Source organism: Kribbella sp. NPDC050820 (assembly GCF_040653975.1).
In the GTDB taxonomy this organism is placed as follows: Bacteria; Actinomycetota; Actinomycetes; order Propionibacteriales; family Kribbellaceae; genus Kribbella.
Map to the genome: position 1 here is coordinate 16,543 of NZ_JBFAHB010000039.1, position 18,674 is coordinate 35,216.

Consider the following 18,674-nt stretch of genomic DNA (forward strand, 5'->3'; position numbering starts at 1 on the left):
AGCTGTGAGGTCTTACCGAGCAGTCTTGGCCATCCCGGGCATGCGCACGATCTTCCTCGCCCACGCCGTGTCCATGGTCGGGACTGTCGCGGCGCAGGTTGCGCTCTCCATCCTGGTGTTCGAGCGGACCGGCTCACCGCTGCTCTCCGCGCTGGTGCTCGTCTGCTCGTTCCTGCCCTACGCGCTAGGCGGGATCGTGCTCTCCTCGATCGCCGACCGCTTCCCCGCCCGCCGCGTCCTGGTGTGCTGCGACCTGCTCAGCGCACTCTGCATCGGCGCAATGCTGATCCCAGGCCTGCCAGTCGGCACCCTCCTCGGCCTCCTCCTGCTGACTGGCATCATCGCCCCGATCTTCGCCGGCGCCCGCGCCACCAGCCTCGCCCACCTGCTCCCGGCCGACCTCTTCCCGATCGGCCGATCGTTGCTCCGGGCAATCAGCCAGGTGACCGTCCTCACCGGCTTCGCCCTGGGTGCGATCGCAGTCGCCGCAATCGGTCCCACCTGGCTCCTCGCGCTCGACGCCGTCACCTTCGGAGCATCCGCGATCCTGATCGGCGCGGGCACGCCGTACACCCCACCCGGCGAGCGGCAACGCAACACAGTCAGCGACTCCTTGACCGGCCTGCGCTACATCTTCACCACCAAGCGCCTGCGCACGCTGATCCTGCTGACCTGGGTCGCGCCCGCCTTCTCCTCGGTCCCCGACGGCCTCGCAGTCGCGTACGCCGCCCAGACCGGAGCCGCCGCCTCAGCCGCCGGCGCACTCTTCGCCGGCTACGCAGCCGGCACGGTCCTCGGCGAACTCGTCGTAGCCCGCTTCACCCCATCCACCCGCCGACGCCTCGTCGTCCCCCTCGTGCTCGCCAGCCAACTCCCCGCGATCGCCTTCCTGGCAACGCCTTCCATCCCGCTGGCCGCCGTGCTGCTGGCCGTCTCCGGCGCCGGCTACGCCTTCAACCAGGCCATCGACCCGATGATCCTCGCGACGGTCGAACCGTCGTACCGCGGCCGTCTGTTCACCGTCCAGACCAGCGGCCTGATGGCCGTCCAAGGCCTGAGCATCGCCCTCGGCGGCCTGGTCGGCACCTTCCTGAAACCCAGCCTGACCATCGCCCTGTCCGGGATCCTCGGTACGACGATCACCCTGCTGATCGCCCGTCAGGCGCTGGAGCGGACCACCAGGGGAGCGGTGACCAGGCAACCTGGATGATCCGGATCGCCGTTGATCTCCCGGATCGCCCGGTCGAACAGCGCGGTGGCGATGTCGCGCAACGGGATCCGCGCGGTGGTCAGCGGAGTGTCGAGCATGCTCGCGAACGGGAAGTCGTTGAACCCCGTCACTGCGACATCCTGGCCCACGGTGATCCCGCGCTGCTGCAACGCGCGCATCGCGACCACGGCGTACGCGTCGTTGTCCGCCACGAACACGTCCGGCGGATCCGTCTCCTCGACGTACGACGCCACGGCCTCGAGCGACCCGAACGACTCCACGACCGTGGCCGGGAACTCCCGCAGGAACCCCTCCTGCCGCTGATGCACCCAGGGCAGAGCACTGTCGGTCGCGAGGTACACCGCCCGCGAACGACCGGTCGCCTGCAGATGCCGGGCGATCCCGGCCATCGACGTCTCGTTGTCGACGTCGACCCAGCACTGCCGGTGCTGATGCCCGGTCCGCCCGAACGCGACGAACGGGAACGGCCGCTGGCTCAGGTACTCGATCCGGTCGTCGTGCGGCATCGTCTCGAGCACCACGATCGCGTCGACCTGCCGGGCTGCGATCAGCTTCTCGTACAGCGCGATCTCGGTCGCACCCTCGGTCGGTGTGGTGACGTGGACGCCGTACCCGGAGATCGCGGCCGACTTCACCAGACCGCCGAGCAGCCCGTGCAGGAAGCCGCCCAGGCCGGGGTTCTGGTCGCTGAACGCGTCGTCCTCGAGGTACAGCGGAAGCCCGATCACCTGGCTGCGTCCGGACGAGAGCGCCCGGGCGGCGTGGTTCGGGGTGTACCCGAGCTCCTTGATCGCGGCCCGCACCGTCTGCACAGTCGGCGGGCTGACGCGGTGCGGCGCGTTGAGCACGTTCGACACCGTCATCGCCGACACCCCGGCCAGCCGGGCGACATCCGCGACCGTCGTCCGTCGTGGCTTCTGCTGCTGCGTCAATCCAGCCCCCTCAGTTCCGCACGATCCGCGCCAGTCCGGCCACGGGTACGTCGATCGCCCACACCTGCGGCGGTGTCGTCGTCCCCCGGTACACCTCCACGCCCGTGCAGTCCGACACTACGAGGTCGACCGGTCCAGAACCGGCTCCTTCGACCAGGATGCGCGGTTCGCTGCCGCCGTTCACCACCACGACGGACCGGTCGGACTCACTCAAACGCACGACAGGGTTGGCGAAAACGGCCACGACGGTCGACCCGCCGACCGCCCGCACCTGCGTGTAGCGAGCATCCGGCCGCATCGGAGTCAGTACGCCGCCAAGCAGCACGTCGGCGTGATCACGCAGGAACCCGAGCCAGAACCGCACGACCTGCTGATGCTCCACCGGCAGCGCCTCGAGCTCCATCGACACCTGCGGCGTGCTGAACATCGCGCCGATGAACTGCTGTGCGACCGTCTCCGGAGCGGCCGACGGATGCCACATCAGCATGTCCGAGTGCACCGCCCGATCGCCGGCCAGCAGCCGCGCGTCGACCGTGCGGACCCGGTTCTCGACCGGGTCCATCGCGCAGTCGCCGGCCCGCAGGAACGTCCCGAACTGCCACAGCCGCGGGTGCACGTAGTCCTGCCGGAACTCGATCAGCACGTCACTCCGCAGCCGCCGCAACTCGTCGGTGATCGCCTGCAGGGTCGATTCGACGCCCTCGTCCAGCCCCGGGAGCTGCCAGGACGCCCACGTGTCGAGGAAATCGAGCTTCAACCCGTCCACACCCCAGTCGCGCACCGGCCGTACACACGACTCGACGATGTGCTCCCGCACCTCGGGCAGCCGTGGGTCCAGCACCGACGCCTCGAGGTGCTCGAGATGGCCGAGCGTGCTGTTCTTCAGGCTCTCCCATGCCTTCGAGTGGGGACCGATCAACGGCGGCGCGAGCCACAGGACGTACCGCATCCCGAGGTCGTGCACCCGTCGTACGTGCTGGGTCATGTCGTGGAACGTCGGCTCCCAGTCGCCGCAGTAGGCGTACCCGCGGCGAGTGTCGTCGGTCTGCCACCCGTCGTCGACGATCACGGCCTTGCAGTCGTACGACGCTCCGGAACGCGCGTGCTGTTCGACGGACTCGGCGGAGACGTGCTGGTGGTCGCTGTACCAGGTCGAGTACATCGGCTGCCGGGCCAGCTCGGGCACCGGCGCGATCCGGTCGCCCAGCTCGCGCGTCCAGTCGTCAGTCACGCCGCGCAGCGACTCGGCGAAATGCAGACCACCCAAGTCGATCCGCAGGATGAAGCGGTGCACGCCGTCCGTCGGCGCGATGTCGTCGACCGCCAACTGGATCAGCTGCTCGGCGCTTTCCTCGTTGACGCCGATCGCGAAGTCGCAGCCGCGGACCGTCGCCGACAGCGAGACGGTGAGCAGGCTCCGGTCCTGCGCGTCGACGAGAGCCGCGACCGGCGCCGATCGGACCGACCGGATGTCGCGGTGCGAACCCCAGTCGGTCGGCAGCTCGCGATGTGACGACTGAGTCGCCCGCCACAGGGTCACGGCGGAGTCGGCCGGCCAGGTCCAGCGCAGCTGCACGGTGCCGTCGGCGACCACGTCGTACCGCAGCACGCCGGGCCCGGAAGCCGGCAGCTCGGTGATCGAGCGGGCGCCGGCGACCGAACCGGTTCGGTGCGTGCGGCCGTCGGGGGAGCGGATGTCGAAAGTCGTCACGAGCTGGACTATAGCGGTAAAACCCGATGCCAAGAAGGTATTGACGGAATTCCTGGACAACCCTAGTTTTAGCGCTAATATCCGATTCTCCGAGGAGTGGCCGTGCTGGCTGTCAGCTCCGACAACCCGATCGTCGAGGACGCCTTCGGCTGGGCCCGCAAGCGCGCGCTCGACTGGGTCCAGACCGGCGCCGCGCCGGGCAACCTGCCGTCGTACTGGGCCGGTTACCCGTCCCGGCCGCTGTTCTACTCCCGCGACGTCTGCCACCAGGCGGCCGGCGCGCACCTGCTCGGCCTGGACGCCGAGAACTTCGCGATGTTCCAGCACTTCGCCCGGTCGGCGACGCCGGCCCGGAAGTGGTTCCCGCTGTGGGCGTTCCACTTCGACGGCCGGATCGCCGAGATCGACTACCACCACGACGAACACTTCGTCCGGGAGATCCCCGCGGTGTTCGACCTGACCTACCGGGCGCTGGAACAGTACGACTGGACCGGCGACCGGCAGTGGCTCGACGACCCCGACCTGGCCGCGTACTACCGGCACTCGATCGGCGAGTTCGTCGACGCCCACGACGCCGACGGCGAAGGCGTCCCGGAAGCGTCCGGCACCGGCGACATCTTCGTCGGCACCGCCACCTACAACGAGCAGGACGCGCCCCTCGTCGTCGCCGGTGACGGGCTCGCGCTGCAGTACGCCGCACTCCGCAAACTCGGCCTGGACGACCGGGCCGAGCGGATCCAGGCAATGTTCCTGGACGGCTGGTGGAACGGCGAGTGGTTCGCGCGCGGCCGGACGAAGGCCGGGCTCGACTTCGGGTGGGGGCTGGAGTCGCACTGGATCGTCGCGATGACCGGGCTGAGCGGGACGGGTGCGAAGAACGAGCGATTCCTCGACTACCTGGAAGCGCAACTGGAGCAGCGGCCGCCGCAGAACATCGAGGCGTTCAGCTACCTGCCCGAGGTGTTCTTCCGGCACCGCCGGGACGAGTCGGCCTGGCGCTGGATCCAGCACCTGATCGACAGCCGTGACGACTACCCGGAGATCTCCTTCACCGTCGTCCAGCACCTGGTGGCCGGCCTGCTCGGCCTGGTGCCGGACGCGGCGGCGGCCGCCCTGACCATCGACTCCCACCTGCCCGCCGGCATCGGCCGGCTGACCGCCGACCACGTCCGGGTCGGCGGCTGGGACCTCCGCATCAGCCAGCAAGGCCGGCACACCACCGAGATCACCGTGCACAGCGGACCGGGGCCGCTCACGGTCACCGTCGGCCAAGCCGCACCTCACCTCCTCGAACCCGGTCGGACCGCCCGGGTCAGCACTCAGAGCAAGGACCTTTCATGAAGCTTTCGCACCGCCTGATCCCGGCGACCGCCGCCGTACTGCTGGCTGCCGGCTGCGCCACCAGCAACCCACCTGCCGCCAGTGACTCCGGCGACTCCGCCGACATCAGCTTCTCGTTCTGGGGGACGAACTCCGAGGCCGCCTCGCTGAAGGCGATCGCGGCCGCGTTCGAGAAGGCCAACCCCGGCACGACGGTGACCACCAACTGGATCCAGTCCGATTACGAGCAGAAGCTGCAGACCTCGATCGCGGCCGGCACCCAGTCCACCGTGATGGAGATCAGCAACACCAGCCTGGCCGGGTTCGCGCCCAGCTTCGCCGAGCAGCAGGTGGACGCCGGCAAGTTCGTCCAGCCGAACATCTCCGAGTCGCTGAAGTACGACGGCAAGTACTACGCGATGCCGTTCACCGCCAAGCCGAAGGTGATGGCGATCAACGTGGACGCGTTCAAGGCCGCCGGGATCCCGTTGCCGAGCGCAACGACGCCGCTGACCCTGGAGGAGTACCGCGACGTCGCGGCGAAGCTGTCGCACGGGGAGGGCAAGAGCCGGGTCTACGGCGCGAGCAACCTGTGGTTCAAGGGCTGGCTGACCGCGGCCGGCGGCGGGTTCTACAACGCCGAGGCGACTGCCTGCACCTTCGGCGACGCGCAGGGCGTGCAGACCGCGCAGTACGTCGTCGACATGCAGAAGGACCGGTACGCGCCGACCTCGCTCGACGTCCAGGGACAGGACCAGGCGCAGTGGTTCGCGGCCGGGCGCCTTGGCACCTTCAGCGACTTCGGGCCGTGGACGGTCGCCGACTTCGCCAAGATCAGCAAGCCGAACTGGACGCTGGTCCCGGTCCCGGGCAAGGGATTCCCGATGGAGGTCGGCGGCCTGGCGATCTCGAAGACCGCGAGCGGCAAGCAACTGGAGACGGCGAAGAAGTTCGTCGAGTTCGCCAGCTCGAACCCGGACGCGCAGAACCAGCTGATCCAGGGCAACACCGCGCTCGGCGTCCCGATCATCGCCGAGTCGACCGGAACGCTGGAGAAGGTGCTGCCGGCCGAGCGGAACCTGGCCGCGTTCACCACCGCGATGAAGACCGGGCAGGTCAGCCCGTCGGTGCCGCGGGAGGCGCAGATCGCCGGCGACGCCGACAAGGGCATCACCAGCTACACGCCGCTCGGCAGCGGCAAGGACGACGTCGCGAAGATCCTGCCCGGGCTCAACGACAAGTGCACCGCCGCACTGAAGCAGTGAGGTAGCCGATGAACCCGACCATCGGCTGGATCCGGAGCCTCGCGGAGTCCTGGGGCGTCCCCGCCGTACTCGTGCCGCTGGTCCCGTTCCTGCTCCTGCTGATCGCCCTGTACGCCGTCATCGGACTGGCGGCGTACGGGGCGAAGCGGAAGTGGCCGCGGGCCGACAAGACGATCGCGTTCTGGCTGTTCGTGTCACCCTGGCTGATCGGCTTCGCGCTGTTCACGGTCGGCCCTATGCTGTCGTCGGTCTACGTCAGCCTGACGTCCTGGGACCTGATCACGCCGCCGCAGTTCGTCGGCTTCGCCAACTACACCGAGGCCTTCCAGGACCCGCGGGTCGCGCAGGCCTTGAAGGTGACCCTGCTGTACGCGCTGATCAGCGTGCCGCTGCAGACCGCGCTGGCCTTCCTGGTGGCGTTGCTGCTGAACGCGGACCTGCCCGGGATGCGCTTCTTCCGGACCATCTGGTACCTGCCGAGCCTGGTGTCCGGTGTGGCCCAGATGGTGCTGTTCCTGTGGGTGTTCAACCCGCAGTACGGGCTGGCCAATGATGTGCTGGGCAAGATCGGTATCGAAGGACCCGGCTGGTTCAGCGACGCGTCCTGGGCGCTGCCGACAGTGATTCTGATGAGTCTGTGGACGGTCGGCGGAGCAATGGTGATCTACCTGGCCGGGCTCAAGGACGTGCCGACCAACCTGTACGAGGCTGCGGCCCTCGACGGCGCCGGTCCGGTACGGCTGTTCTGGCACGTGACGCTGCCGCAGCTGTCACCGATCATCCTGTTCAACGCGCTGACCGGGATCATCGGGTCGCTGCAGATCTTCACCCAGGGCTTCATCGCGAACGGCGGCCCGAAGGACTCGCTGCTGTTCTTCGTCTACTACCTCTACGACAACGCCTTCCAGAACTTCCGGATGGGCTACGCGTCCGCGCTGGCCTGGATCCTGTTCGTCGTCATCCTGGCGCTGACCGCGGTGACGCTGCGGGGGAGCGCGTTCGCCGTGTACTACGAGACCGAGCTGTCGGTCCGCCGCAGGAGGAAGAACCGATGACCGCGCTGGCAGAGCCCCGTCCGGCGGTGGCGATCCCTACCGACCGGCCGTACTGGCGCCGGAACGTCTCACTCACGATCGTGCTGTACGTCGTCCTGGTGCTCGGGTCGATCGCGTTCGTCTACCCGTTCCTCTGGATGATCGCGACCTCCCTGCGGTCGCTCGCCGGGGTGGGGAGCTCGGGCGCGAGCGTAGTGCCGGAGGAGTTACTGTGGGACAACTACTCCCGGGCCGTGACGTCGTTCCCGTTCTGGCGGTACGCGCTGAACTCGGTGCTGACCACGTTCATCCCGATCGCCGGGACGGTGTTCTCCTGCGCGCTGGCCGGGTTCGCGTTCGCGCGGTTGCGGGTGCGGTTCTCCGGCGTGGTCTTCGCGGTCGTGCTGGCGACCATGCTGCTGCCGGGGGAGGTGACGATGGTGCCGCAGTTCATGCTGTTCAACAACCTCGGCATGATCGACACGCTGTACCCGCTGATCCTGCCGGCGTTCTTCGGGTCGCCGTTCTACATCTTCCTGTTCCGGCAGTTCTTCCTGCGGATGCCGGGCGAGCTGGCCGACGCGGCGGTGGTGGACGGGTGCGGCTGGTTCAAGATGTTCCTGCTGGTGTACCTGCCGCTGGCCCGGCCGGCCATCGTGGCGGTGTCGATCCTGCTGTTCATGGGCTACTGGAACAACTTCCTCGGCCCGGCGATCTACATCAACTCCGACGAGTGGAAGACGCTGCCACTGGCGCTGGCCGGCTTCCAGTCCGTCAACGGCACCGACACGCCGTTGCTGATGGCAACCTCCGTGCTGATCACGCTGCCCTGCCTGCTGGTGTTCTTCGTCGCCCAGAAGCAGATCACCAACGGGATCACCTTCAGCGGCGGCAAGTAGCCAGCCGATCGGTTGATCCGGCTATCCGAGTGGGCGGTACGCCGGGAGCGCCTCGGCGAGCGTGGGGTAGTGGGTGGGCGTGATCGTCCGCATCAGGTCCGCGAGCCATTTCGCGGCACCCGACGTACGCACCCATCCACCATGCTCGACGGCCAGATCGTGGGCGATGGACAGTACGTCGATTCCGGCCGGCTCCATCACGGTGACGCGGCGCAGATCCACCACGAGCTTCGGCAACTTGGTGGTGATCACGTGTGTGAGCTCGTACTCGAACGCCGGCGCCGTCACCAGGTCAACCTGACCGGCGACCCGGACCACCGCACATTCACCCACCGCGCTCCACCCACACACAAACGGCCCACTCACCTCGGTGGGCCGCCGCGAAGCCCCGACCACCCGAGGCTTTCGCGCATACCTCTCCACAGAACTCACAACATCTCCTCGATCCGGCACGGCGACCAGACCCAGCAGATCGCCTCACACCCCCGAAGTACCCACCACTAATCCCCGGCGAGCTCGATCAGCATGGGGAGGTGGTCGGAGGCGGCGGCCAGGTCTTCCCTGGTGGCGGGGGTTGGGAGGATGCGGCCGGAGAGGTTGGGGGACAGGTGGGCGCCGTCGATGCGTTTGTGGGGGTTGCTCGAGCTGAAGGTGGGGCCGGCGTCGGCGCCGAGGTCGGTGAGGCCTTCTTCGGCGAGGCGTTTCCAGATCGGGCCGTCGGGTTCCTCGTTGAGGTCGCCGACCAGGAGGTACGGCGTGCCGAAGGAGCGGCAACCGCGGAGCACCTGCTCGAGTTCGTGCTCGCGGCCGCGGATGTGCAGGCCGAGGTGGCAGACGATCAGCGCCAACTCGACGGTCCCGAGGATGACCCGGCCGCCGACTGCGCCGCCGGGGAGCTGGGTCGCGATCAGCCGGAGCCGGCGGCGGACGAACGGGCGCCAGATCCGCCAGTGCAGCGGTTCGGCCAGTTCGGTGCCGTCGGCAACCAGGATCGCGTTGCGTGCGGACGCGGCGACGTACGTCATCCCGAAGCTCGCCGCCATCGCCCGGCGTCTGCGTCGCGTGCCCCACCAGGTCGGCGCCTCCTGGACGAGCATCACGTCCGGCGCGCACGCCTTCACCACCCGGGCCAGCGCCTCCCGGTCGTCACCCCACCGATGCACGTTGTACGACAGCACCCGCAGGGTTGGACCGGACATCATGCGTCGTGGTCGCCGTTCAGGTCGGCGTGGTGGATCGGGTCAGGCGCCGTACGCATGCCGGTACGGCGGCTTGCCGACTTGCGGGCTGCTCTCTCGAGACGGGTGGTGCGGTTGCGGGCCGCCGCGGTCTTCGCGGTGACCGCGTTCGTCTTGACCCGGACGCGACGCAACCAGGTCGCCTCCTCGCGGGCCAGGTCCGCGGCGCCGACCAGGCCGGCCTCCGGACCGAGGACGGCGCGCACGATCCGCGCCTCCGGCCGGAACCCGCGACCGGTCAGCGTCCGCTTGAACGCCTCCCGGGCCGGCGCCAGCAACAGCTCACCGGCGTCCGAGACGCCACCGCCGATCACGAAGGTGCCCGGATCCAGCGCGGCGGCCAGGTTGGCCAGCCCGATCCCGAGCCAGCGGCCGACGTCCTCGAGCAGCTCGACCGCGACCGGGTCGCCGTCCTTGGCCAGCTCGGTCACCATCGGCCCGTTGATCTTCCGCGGATCGCCTTCGGCCCGGCGCAGCAGATTGTGCGCGACCGGCGAACCGGACAGCGCCAGCTCCCGCGCCTCCCGGGTCAGCGCGTTGCCGGAGGCGTACTGCTCCCAGCAGCCGCGGTTGCCGCACTCGCAGCGGTGCCCGCCCGGCACGACCTGCATGTGCCCGAACTCACCCGCGATGCCGAACTTCCCGCGCTGCAGCGACCCGTCGTTGAGGATCGCGCCGCCGATGCCGGTACCGAGCGTCACGCAGACCAGGTGGCTCTCGCCCTGGCCGCCGCCGAACCGCCACTCCGACCAGGCCGCCGCGTTCGCGTCGTTCTCGACCACGACCGGCAGCCCGAGCCGGCGCTCGACCGCGTCCCGCAACGGCTCGTGCCGCCAGGCCAGGTGCGGGGCGAACAGCACCGACGAGCGGGTCCCGTCGACGAACCCGGCCGCGCCGATGCCGACCGCGATCACGTCGTGCCGAGACTCCAGGTCGCGGACGATCTCCGCGATCGCGTCCTCGGTCTCCTTCGGGTCCTTCGTCGGCGTGTCCCGGCGCAACCGGTCCAGGATGTTGCCCTCCGGGTCGACCACGCCGGCAGCCACCTTGGTGCCGCCGATGTCGATCCCGATCGTCAAAGCCTGCGTCAGAGCCACCGCACGACCCTCCTCGCCGTACCCCCGACCCCCGCCGGTCTATATCCAGTATCCACCGTCGTCAGGTCGCCGAGATCGGGCGGCGGGCCAGGTCGGCGGCGCCGATCAGGCCGGCGTCGTTGCCGAGCTCGGCCAGGCCGAAGGTCGGGTGCGGCCGGTTGGACTTGGCCGGCAGATGCCGCTCGAACGCGACCTGGGCCGACTTGAGCAGCAGGTCCTTGGCCGCGCTCACGCCGCCGCCGATCACGACCACGCTCGGGTCGAACAGCGTCACGATGCTCGCCAGGCCCTCGCCCAGCCAGCGGCCGAGGTCGTCCAGCAGCTCGACCGCGCACGGGTCGCCCGCGGCGGCCGCGTCGGTGATCATCGGCCCGGTGAGCTCCGCCGGGTCGGTGATCCCGCAGACGCTCAGCATCTGCGCGGCCGCGAGCGACCCCGACTCCGCCTGGGCCCGGCCTTCCCGCACCAGCGCCCGGCCCGACGCGTACTGCTCCCAGCACCCGCGGGCGCCGCACCCACACCGATGTCCACCCGGTACGACGCGCATGTGTCCGAGCTCGGCCGCGACACCGTGCTCGCCACGCAGCAGCTCGCTGTCGATCACCACCCCGCCACCGATCCCGGTGCCGACGGTGATGCAGACCATGTGCTCGACGTCCTTGGCCGCACCGAACGCGAACTCGCCCCAGGCGGCCGCGTTCGCGTCGTTCTCGACCACGACCGGGATCTTCAGCGTCTCCGCGACCCGGGCGCCGAGCGGCTCGTCCCGCCAGGCCAGGTTCGGCGCGAACAGCACCGTCGAGCGGTCGGACGACACGAACCCGGCAGCGCCGATGCCCACCGCCTCGATGTCGTTCCCGGCGATCAGTTCTGCGGCCGCGTCGCAGATCGCGGCGGCGGTCTTGTCGACCGAGTCGGCCGGGGTGTCACGCTGCGTCCGCGCGCCGATCGTGCCGTCGTCGCCCACGACGCCGGCTGCGATCTTCGTTCCGCCGACGTCGATGCCGATGGTCAGTCCCATGGTTCGGGGTCCTCACTCACGTCGATCCGGTCCACCCGGGGCCGGCTCGGCTCCTCCTCTTGCTGTGAGGATCGCGACGCTGCGTCCTCCCGCGCCTGCCTGGCGGCCTCGGCGGCTGCCTCCAGCAACGACCGCACCGACCCGAGCACGTGCGCAGCCGCCGCCGACAGCTGCTCGATGGTCTCCGGGCTGGTGTTGCGCACCTTGTGGATCAGCTGGCACACCGGGCACCACTGACAGTCCGGCCCGAGCTTGTGCTCATGCGGCTCGTCCACCGCGGCTTCCGCAGTACCCTTCGTGTCGGCCGCGTTCTGCAGTACGGCGAACAGCTTGGCAGCTTCCTCGGCGACAGAACCGATTGGATCCTTGGTCACCGGCCCTCTCCGATCGCGGCCTCGCGTTCGCGGCGTTGGGCGTGGTATTCGGCTGTTAGCCCCTGCGCCAGCTCTTGCGCCGACTCCAGCGGTCCGGCGCCACTTGGTACGTCGTTGGGCACCGAGCGAGCGAGCTCCCGCGGAGCGAACCGCACCTGCAGCCGGCCGTCGTCCAGCCGCGCACCCGCGACCACACCACGCGCCAATGCGGCCGGCAGCGGCAGCACGCGCCGGTAGGACCCGACCGTGATGATCAGCTCGTCGCCGTGCCGCGCCAGCTCCAGCTCACTAGCGGATGCCAGCGGCAACGGCATCGTCAGTGTGTACGTGCGGCCGTCGGTGTCGATGTGCCGGTCCACCCACAGCGAGGTCTCGTCCGTCGCACGAGCGAACGGGTCGTCCCCGCCGTACATCTCGACGGCGAACGCGGCCAGCTCCTCCACACCCACCGGCTCACAGACCCGGTACGGCGACTCCCAGATCGGCAGCGGCCGGAACGAGTCGGCGACCTCTTCGAGGATCCCGCGCTGCGCCGCGACCCACTGACGCCGCCAGCTGTCCGCACCGGCGGCGGGGAACACCCGGTTCGCCACCACGCCGTCCACTCGGTAGCCGTAGAGCGACAGCCGGGTCAGCGAGCGCCGCGCCTCGGCCACGACCACGGTCTCCGGCGTGAGCACCAGCCGCACGGACGCGTCCGGCCCGGCCAGCAGCGTCTTGATGTCCGACAGGTCGCTCTGCAGCCGCCGCAACGCGTCGAAGACGGTGTCGTCCGGCATCGGCAGCGCCGACCCGCGGCTGAGGAACGGCCGGAAGGTCCGCATCACCTTGCGCTCGGCGTTGAAGATGCGGTCCATGTACCAGTTGAGCGCCTCGGGCAACGCAAGCAGCCGCAGCGTCTCCGCCGTCGGCGCGCAGTCGACCACGATCACGTCCCAGCGGCCGGACCGGACGTGGTCGCGCACCTCGAGCAGCGCGAGCACCTCCTCGGCGCCGGGCAGCACGGTCAGCTCCTCGGCCTCGATCGGGTCCACCCCGACCATGTGCAGCACCGACCGCAGGTACGACTGGATGTCGCCCCAGGACCGCTCGAACCGGCGCTGCGCGTCGATCTGCTGGACGAACAGCAGGTCGTCGATCTCGGTCGGCTCACCGCCGACCTCGGAGTCGAACGCGTCCGACAGCGAGTGCGCGGCATCGGTCGACAGCACCAGCGTGCGCAGCCCGCGCAACGCGGCGAGCGTGGCAGTGCCCGCGGCGGAGGTCGTCTTCCCGACGCCGCCCTTACCTGTGTACAGCAGAACCCGGGTCACTGGATCAGGACTCGACGCGCTTCTTCAGGCCCTTGAGAGCAGTGTCGATGATGACCTTCTCCGCCTTCCGCTTGAGCATCCCGATCATCGGGATCGCCACGTCCACGGCCAGCCGGTACGTCACCTCGGTGCCCTCCGCCCCCAGGTCGCGCAACACGTACGCGCCGTCCATGCCCTTCACCATCTTGGCCTGCACCAGCGTCCAGGTCACCTCGTTGCGGGACCAGGTGTAGTCCAGCGTGTACTCGTCCGAGATCGCCCCGGCGTCCACCTTGAACCGCACCTGCTTCGGCCGGCCCGCCTCGTCGGTGGACAGCACCTCGGTCTCCCGCATCGAGTCGGCCCACTCCGGGTACGCCGCGAAGTCCGCGATCACCGTCATGATCTCTTTCGGAGTCGCGTTCACCACGATGGTCGAGGTGGTCTGTTCCGCCATCGATTCACCTCTTAGCTGCCGTGACGTGTGGAGCGGAGTCGCCGGTGGGCCGGTTCCCTCCCCGGAGACTATCGCGGGATCGGACCCGGTACGGCGCTCGCCCGCGGCGCGGCCCGCCTCGACTTCGTCCTTGAACCGCCACAGCCGCTCCCGGTACTGCGCGACGTACCGCTCCCGGAGCCTGTTCAGGGCCCGGCCGCGGACCGGTTTCGCCGGGTCGACACGCAGGTACCAGTGCACCACGACCCCGTCCCGGACCCGCTCCAGCCACCACTCCGCCGTACCGGTCGCCGCACCGGTCACGGACCAGCGGACACCCTCCAGGCCGCGCCGCTCGGACGGCGTCAGGATCAGGTCCGGCCACCACTCCCGCCACAGGGTGTCCGAACCGAGCCGCTCGGCGACGTAGGCTGGATCAGCAACGACCAGGTCGTCGCAACTGATGTCGAGCGTGGGCATTGCTGAGGGGCACCTGTTCCTTGAGTCACATGAACCTGGCTACTTCTGGGTAGGTGACTGTAGCGTGCGCCGGAAGTCGACGATTCGTGACCGACTAGGAGACGACGCGGATGCGTGAGTACACCGTTCCTGCTGTGACCGAGCCACCCACGGGGAGCCTGAGCGACCCGGTCTGGGCGAACGCGTCCTCTCATCCTGACACCGCGGTGTTCAGCCGACGTGCCGAGGGAGGCTGGCTGGACATATCCGCCGCCGAGTTCGCGCGCCAGGTGACCGCGGTCGCGAAGGGCCTGATCGCGGCCGGCGTGAAGCACGGCGACCGGGTCGCCCTGCTGAGCGCGACCCGGTACGAGTGGACGCTGGTCGACTACGCGCTCTGGAGCATCGGCGCGGTCACGGTGCCGATCTTCGAGACCTCGTCGGCGTCGCAGATCCAGTGGATCCTGACCGACTCCGAGGCAGTCGCCGCGGTGGTCGAGACCGCCGCGCACGGCGCCGTGGTGGAGTCCGCCCGGGCCGACGCGCCCGCACTGCAGGAGATCTGGCAGCTCGAGGCCGGCGCGGTCGAGGAGCTCACCGTCCTCGGCCAGCAGGTCTCCGACGCCGAGTTCGACAAGCGCCGTACGGCGGTCGAGCCGGGCGACCTGGCGACGCTGATCTACACGTCCGGGACGACGGGCCGGCCGAAGGGCTGCAAGATCAGCCACGCGAACTTCCTGGACGAGCTCAACCCCGCGGTGAAGGTGCTGGACGACCTGTTCGACGCGAACGGCGCGAGCACGCTGCTGTTCCTGCCGCTGGCGCACGTGTTCGCCCGGATCATCCAGGTCGGCTGCGTGATGATGCGGGTCAAGCTCGGACACAGCGCGGACATGAAGACCCTCGTCGAGGACCTCGGCGCGTTCAAGCCGACGTTCATCCTGAGCGTGCCGCGGGTGTTCGAGAAGGTGTTCAACTCGGCCAGCCAGAAGGCGCATGCCGAGGGCAAGGGCAAGATCTTCGACGCCGCCGCGGACACCGCGATCGCGTACTCGCGGGCGCAGGACAAGGGCGGCGCGTCGTTCGGTCTGAAGGCCAAGCACGCGCTGTTCGACCGGCTGGTGTACGGCAAGCTGCGGGCCGTCCTCGGCGGCCAGGTCCAGTACGCCGTCTCGGGCGGCGCACCGCTCGGTGACCGGCTCGGCCACTTCTTCCGGGGCATCGGCGTACCGGTGCTGGAGGGCTACGGCCTGACCGAGACCACCGCCGCGGTGGCGGTGAACCTGCCCGACGACATCCGCATCGGCACCGTTGGCCGGCCGCTTCCTGGTGTGACGGTCGGCGTCGCGGAGGACGGCGAGCTGTGCTTCAAGGGTGGCCAGGTGATGCTCGGCTACTGGAAGAACGACGACGCGACCGCGGCCGCGATCGACGCCGACGGCTGGTTCCACACCGGCGACCTCGGGGAGTTCGACGTCGACGGGTTCATCAAGATCACCGGGCGGAAGAAGGAGATCCTGGTCACCGCCGGCGGCAAGAACGTCGCCCCGGCCGTGCTCGAGGACCGGATCCGCCTGCATCCGCTGGTCAGCCAGTGCATGGTGGTCGGCGACGGCAAGCCGTTCATCGCCGCTCTGGTCACGATCGACCCGGAGACGATCGTGCCGTGGGCGTCCGAGCGCGGCAAGCCCACCGACGTCCCGTCGCTGGTGGGCGACGAGGACCTGATCGCCGAGGTGCAGAAGGCCGTCGACGACGCCAACGACGCCGTCTCCAAGGCCGAGGGGATCAAGAAGTTCACCATCCTCCCGAACGACTGGACCCAGGAGTCCGACGAGCTCTCCCTCAAACTCTCCCTCCGCCGCCACATCGTCATGCGCAACCACGCCGCCGACGTAGAAGCCCTCTACGCCAAGTAAGAATCGGTCAGCGCCTGAGGAACAGCAGGACTGCCAGGACTCGGCGGGACTCGGCGCCGGTGGTGGGGATGCCGAGTTTGGTGAAGATGCTGGAGACGTACTTCTCGACTGCGCGGACGGTGATGACCAGGCGGTCGGCGATGCCCTGGTTGGAGTTGCCGGCGGCCATCAGGGCGAGGACCTCGCGTTCGCGCGGCGTGAGCTGGTCCAGGGGGTCGTCGGTACGGCGGCGGGACAGCAGCGTGGACACGATCTCCGGGTCGATCGCCGAGCCGCCGGCCGCCACTCGCCGTACCTGGGCCAGGAAGTCGGGGACGTCGCTGATCCGGTCCTTCAGCAGGTAGCCGACGCCTTCCGCGGAGTCGGCGAGGAGCTGCATCGCCAGCCCCGGTTCGACGTACTGCGAGAGCACGAGTACGGCGATCCCGGGATGCCGGGACCGGATGTCCACGGCGGCGCGGAGCCCTTCGTCGGTGTGGGTCGGCGGCAGCCGAATGTCAACAATCACAACGTCGGGCAAGTGCACTCGCAGTACGGCGCGCAGCTCGTCGGCGTCGCCGCAGCGCGCGATCACGTCGAATCCGGCGTCGCCGAGGAGCCGGGCGAGTCCTTCCCGCAGCAGCACGCTGTCCTCGGCGATCGCTACCCGCACGGCAGCTCCGCCCGAAGCCGGGTGCCCGCACCGCGCGGAGTCCAGATCCGCAGCCGGCCACCGAGAGACTCGACGCGATCGGCCAGACCGCGCAACCCGCTGCCGCGCTCGGTGTCCGCACCACCGATGCCGTCGTCAACGACCTCGACCACGAGCACGCCGCCGGCCACGTGCACGTCCACGCTCGCGGTCCGCGCCTGGGCGTGCTTGCCGATGTTGGTGAGGCTCTCGCTCACCACGTAGTACGCGGCGACCTCTACAGCCTCCGGCAGCCGCTCGACCAGCTCCACCTTCAGCTCGACCGGCACCGGTGCTCGGGCGGCCAACGACTCCAACGCGACCGCGAGTCCATGCGCGGTCAGTACGGCGGGATACAGACCGCGGGCGACATCGCGCAGTTCGTCGAGGGACACCGCGATCTCCTTGCGCGCCTGACTCAGCAAGGCCTTCGCCGCCGGATCCGACCCGAGTCGCGTCTCCAGTACGCCGAGATCGAGCGAGAGCGAGACGAGTCGCTGCTGGGCGCCGTCGTGCAGGTTGCGCTCGAGCCTCCGCCGTTCCTGCTGGCCGGCCTCGAGCACCCGAGCCCGGGATCCGCGGAGCTCGTCGACGTTCGCCCGCAACTCGGCCTGCAGCCGCCCGGTCTCGATCGCGATCGCGGCCGCGGCACTGACCGCATCGAGCAGATCGGGCTCCTCGTTGAGAGCCGGGTGGTGCAGCAACGCCGCGACCCGCATTCCGTCGCGCTCGATCATCGTGACCCGGTCCGGATCGGCCGGGAGGTCCACCGGTCGGCCGTCCTGGTCCGCCCAACTGCCGAACTGCGGCAGCCAATAGACCAGGTCCACCGACGGATCCCGCAGTGCGTGCGCCAATGGGCCGCGCAGGTCGAGCGGGTCGGCGCGCAACGCGAGTACCAGGTCGCCAACCGCCGTACGCGCGAGCCGAGCCTGCAGCAGACCGCCGAGATATGCGAGCGGCGCGAGACCGATCAAGGCCAGGCTGACCGACCGGACCGCCGGGAACGCCGGCCCTTCGAAGACACCGACGACGAGCAGTACGGCGATCATCAGCAACCCGAGCATGAACGCGTCGTCGAGCAGCGCCAGCGACCGACGCAACGGCCTGCCGTCCGCGCGCCGCCGTGCGATGAGCAACCCGACGCCGGTGAGCGCGACGCCACTGATCACGAGCAACTCGATCGCGTGCAGCGGACCGGCCACCTCAGGTACGTCGGCGATCGTCAGCAGATGCCCGCCGCCGGGCCCACCGAGCAGCATCACCAACAGCTGAACGCCGAGCGCGAAGACGTACCCGGTTCCGACCAGCACCCGCTCGTACCCATGCCGCAGCCGGCCCGCCGGAAACGCCAAGCTGACATGGACGACCAGCACCAGCGGCACCAGGTCGAGCGCCTGTCCGATCGTGTGGGGGAGTGCCGCGCTCGACCAGATCAGCGTGCTCGCCAGCACGCCGAACCCGGTCACGATCATCAGCGGCCCGAACCGGTTGGCCGGCCGGCGCGTCCAGGCGATCAGCCCGCTCCCGGCGTACGACGTGGCGATCCAGAGGATCAGGGCCGCGTGCAGCGGATCGGTTCCGCCGGCCGCGGCGAGCGCGATCGCAGCACCGATCGCGACCAGCAGAGCGGCCGTCGTCAGCACCAGCACGGGTCTCGTCGGCATCGGTTCCCCCTCGTTCAAGCTACGCCCGGGGCCGGGTGATGACCAGAAACCCGAACCCCCGATCGGCCAGCCGGCCGCCTTACCGCCCGGCTCCCGCGCTGCCAGCGTG

17 protein-coding genes are annotated in these 18,674 nt (G+C 69.5%); 6 read left to right on the plus strand and 11 right to left on the minus strand.

Annotation, left to right across the window (positions count from 1 at the left end; translation table 11 throughout):
• The first annotated feature begins 4 nt into the window (after positions 1–4).
• Entirely contained in the window at positions 5–1,210 is a 1,206-nt protein-coding gene (locus tag AB0H36_RS28470; protein WP_360529933.1) for an MFS transporter, read from the plus strand.
• Here the strand turns inward: AB0H36_RS28470 and AB0H36_RS28475 are convergent.
• Positions 1,159–2,163 carry a LacI family DNA-binding transcriptional regulator gene (locus AB0H36_RS28475; protein ID WP_360529936.1) on the minus strand — a complete coding sequence of 335 codons (1,005 nt, stop codon included), beginning with the start codon at positions 2,161–2,163 and terminating at the stop codon, positions 1,159–1,161. The genes AB0H36_RS28470 and AB0H36_RS28475 overlap by 52 nt on opposite strands.
• Positions 2,164–2,173: 10 nt before the next feature.
• On the minus strand, positions 2,174–3,874 hold the full coding sequence (locus AB0H36_RS28480) for a glycoside hydrolase family 36 protein (RefSeq protein ID WP_360529939.1): 1,701 nt from the start codon (positions 3,872–3,874) through the stop codon (positions 2,174–2,176).
• 102 nt (positions 3,875–3,976) lie between these two features.
• Between AB0H36_RS28480 and AB0H36_RS28485 the strand changes: the two genes are divergently transcribed.
• From AB0H36_RS28485 to AB0H36_RS28500, 4 genes are read left to right on the plus strand one after another with little or no spacing between them, the layout of a single operon-like run.
• Positions 3,977–5,215 (plus strand): hypothetical protein, encoded by a 1,239-nt coding sequence (locus tag AB0H36_RS28485; protein ID WP_360529942.1) that lies wholly within the window; start codon positions 3,977–3,979, stop codon positions 5,213–5,215.
• Positions 5,212–6,459, plus strand: a complete 1,248-nt coding sequence (locus tag AB0H36_RS28490) for an extracellular solute-binding protein (protein WP_360529945.1) — start codon at positions 5,212–5,214, stop codon at positions 6,457–6,459. The genes AB0H36_RS28485 and AB0H36_RS28490 overlap by 4 nt, the downstream gene beginning before the upstream one ends.
• An 8-nt stretch (positions 6,460–6,467) precedes the next feature.
• A complete protein-coding gene (locus AB0H36_RS28495) occupies positions 6,468–7,514 on the plus strand; it encodes a sugar ABC transporter permease (protein WP_360529948.1) in 1,047 nt (348 codons plus the stop codon).
• Positions 7,511–8,392 (plus strand): carbohydrate ABC transporter permease, encoded by an 882-nt coding sequence (locus AB0H36_RS28500; protein ID WP_360529951.1) that lies wholly within the window; start codon positions 7,511–7,513, stop codon positions 8,390–8,392. Before AB0H36_RS28495 ends, AB0H36_RS28500 begins: the two co-directional genes overlap by 4 nt.
• A gap of 21 nt (positions 8,393–8,413) precedes the next feature.
• Here AB0H36_RS28500 and AB0H36_RS28505 read toward each other — a convergent pair whose 3' ends face one another.
• The 7 genes from AB0H36_RS28505 to AB0H36_RS28535 form a co-directional block, all read right to left on the minus strand.
• A complete protein-coding gene (locus tag AB0H36_RS28505; RefSeq protein WP_360529954.1) occupies positions 8,414–8,725 on the minus strand; it encodes an STAS domain-containing protein in 312 nt (103 codons plus the stop codon).
• A gap of 167 nt (positions 8,726–8,892) precedes the next feature.
• Entirely contained in the window at positions 8,893–9,591 is a 699-nt protein-coding gene (locus AB0H36_RS28510) for an endonuclease/exonuclease/phosphatase family protein (RefSeq protein ID WP_360529957.1), read from the minus strand.
• Complete coding sequence (locus tag AB0H36_RS28515) at positions 9,591–10,727, minus strand: ROK family glucokinase (protein WP_360529960.1); 1,137 nt, start codon at positions 10,725–10,727, stop codon at positions 9,591–9,593. The genes AB0H36_RS28510 and AB0H36_RS28515 overlap by 1 nt, the downstream gene beginning before the upstream one ends.
• 61 nt (positions 10,728–10,788) lie before the next feature.
• Complete coding sequence (locus tag AB0H36_RS28520) at positions 10,789–11,748, minus strand: ROK family glucokinase (protein ID WP_360529963.1); 960 nt, start codon at positions 11,746–11,748, stop codon at positions 10,789–10,791.
• On the minus strand, positions 11,739–12,122 hold the full coding sequence (locus AB0H36_RS28525; RefSeq protein ID WP_360529966.1) for a hypothetical protein: 384 nt from the start codon (positions 12,120–12,122) through the stop codon (positions 11,739–11,741). The genes AB0H36_RS28520 and AB0H36_RS28525 overlap by 10 nt, the downstream gene beginning before the upstream one ends.
• Complete coding sequence (locus AB0H36_RS28530) at positions 12,119–13,435, minus strand: ArsA family ATPase (protein WP_360529969.1); 1,317 nt, start codon at positions 13,433–13,435, stop codon at positions 12,119–12,121. The genes AB0H36_RS28525 and AB0H36_RS28530 overlap by 4 nt, the downstream gene beginning before the upstream one ends.
• Positions 13,436–13,439: 4 nt before the next feature.
• On the minus strand, positions 13,440–14,330 hold the full coding sequence (locus AB0H36_RS28535) for an SRPBCC family protein (protein ID WP_360529972.1): 891 nt from the start codon (positions 14,328–14,330) through the stop codon (positions 13,440–13,442).
• A 110-nt stretch (positions 14,331–14,440) separates the two neighbouring features.
• Here AB0H36_RS28535 and AB0H36_RS28540 point away from each other — a divergent pair, with 110 nt between their 5' ends.
• Positions 14,441–16,228, plus strand: coding sequence for a long-chain fatty acid--CoA ligase (locus AB0H36_RS28540; protein WP_360529975.1), 1,788 nt, complete (start codon positions 14,441–14,443; stop codon positions 16,226–16,228).
• A 7-nt stretch (positions 16,229–16,235) separates the two neighbouring features.
• Here the strand turns inward: AB0H36_RS28540 and AB0H36_RS28545 are convergent, their stop codons facing one another.
• On the minus strand, positions 16,236–16,880 hold the full coding sequence (locus tag AB0H36_RS28545; RefSeq protein WP_360529978.1) for a response regulator transcription factor: 645 nt from the start codon (positions 16,878–16,880) through the stop codon (positions 16,236–16,238).
• Positions 16,871–18,565, minus strand: coding sequence for a histidine kinase (locus AB0H36_RS28550; protein ID WP_360529981.1), 1,695 nt, complete (start codon positions 18,563–18,565; stop codon positions 16,871–16,873). The genes AB0H36_RS28545 and AB0H36_RS28550 overlap by 10 nt, the downstream gene beginning before the upstream one ends.
• Between the last annotated feature and the right edge of the window lie 109 nt (positions 18,566–18,674).

Excerpts from the sequence above, each read along its gene's own strand:
- AB0H36_RS28490 (WP_360529945.1), top strand. The coding sequence starts at position 5,212 with ATGAAGCTTTCGCACCGCCTGATCCCGGCGACCGCCGCCGTACTGCTG.
- AB0H36_RS28495 (WP_360529948.1), top strand. The coding sequence starts at position 6,468 with ATGAACCCGACCATCGGCTGGATCCGGAGCCTCGCGGAGTCCTGGGGC.
- AB0H36_RS28500 (WP_360529951.1), top strand. The coding sequence starts at position 7,511 with ATGACCGCGCTGGCAGAGCCCCGTCCGGCGGTGGCGATCCCTACCGAC.
- AB0H36_RS28510 (WP_360529957.1), bottom strand. The coding sequence starts at position 9,591 with ATGTCCGGTCCAACCCTGCGGGTGCTGTCGTACAACGTGCATCGGTGG.
- AB0H36_RS28520 (WP_360529963.1), bottom strand. The coding sequence starts at position 11,748 with ATGGGACTGACCATCGGCATCGACGTCGGCGGAACGAAGATCGCAGCC.
- AB0H36_RS28535 (WP_360529972.1), bottom strand. The coding sequence starts at position 14,330 with ATGCCCACGCTCGACATCAGTTGCGACGACCTGGTCGTTGCTGATCCA.
- AB0H36_RS28540 (WP_360529975.1), top strand. The coding sequence starts at position 14,441 with ATGCGTGAGTACACCGTTCCTGCTGTGACCGAGCCACCCACGGGGAGC.
- AB0H36_RS28550 (WP_360529981.1), bottom strand. The coding sequence starts at position 18,565 with ATGCCGACGAGACCCGTGCTGGTGCTGACGACGGCCGCTCTGCTGGTC.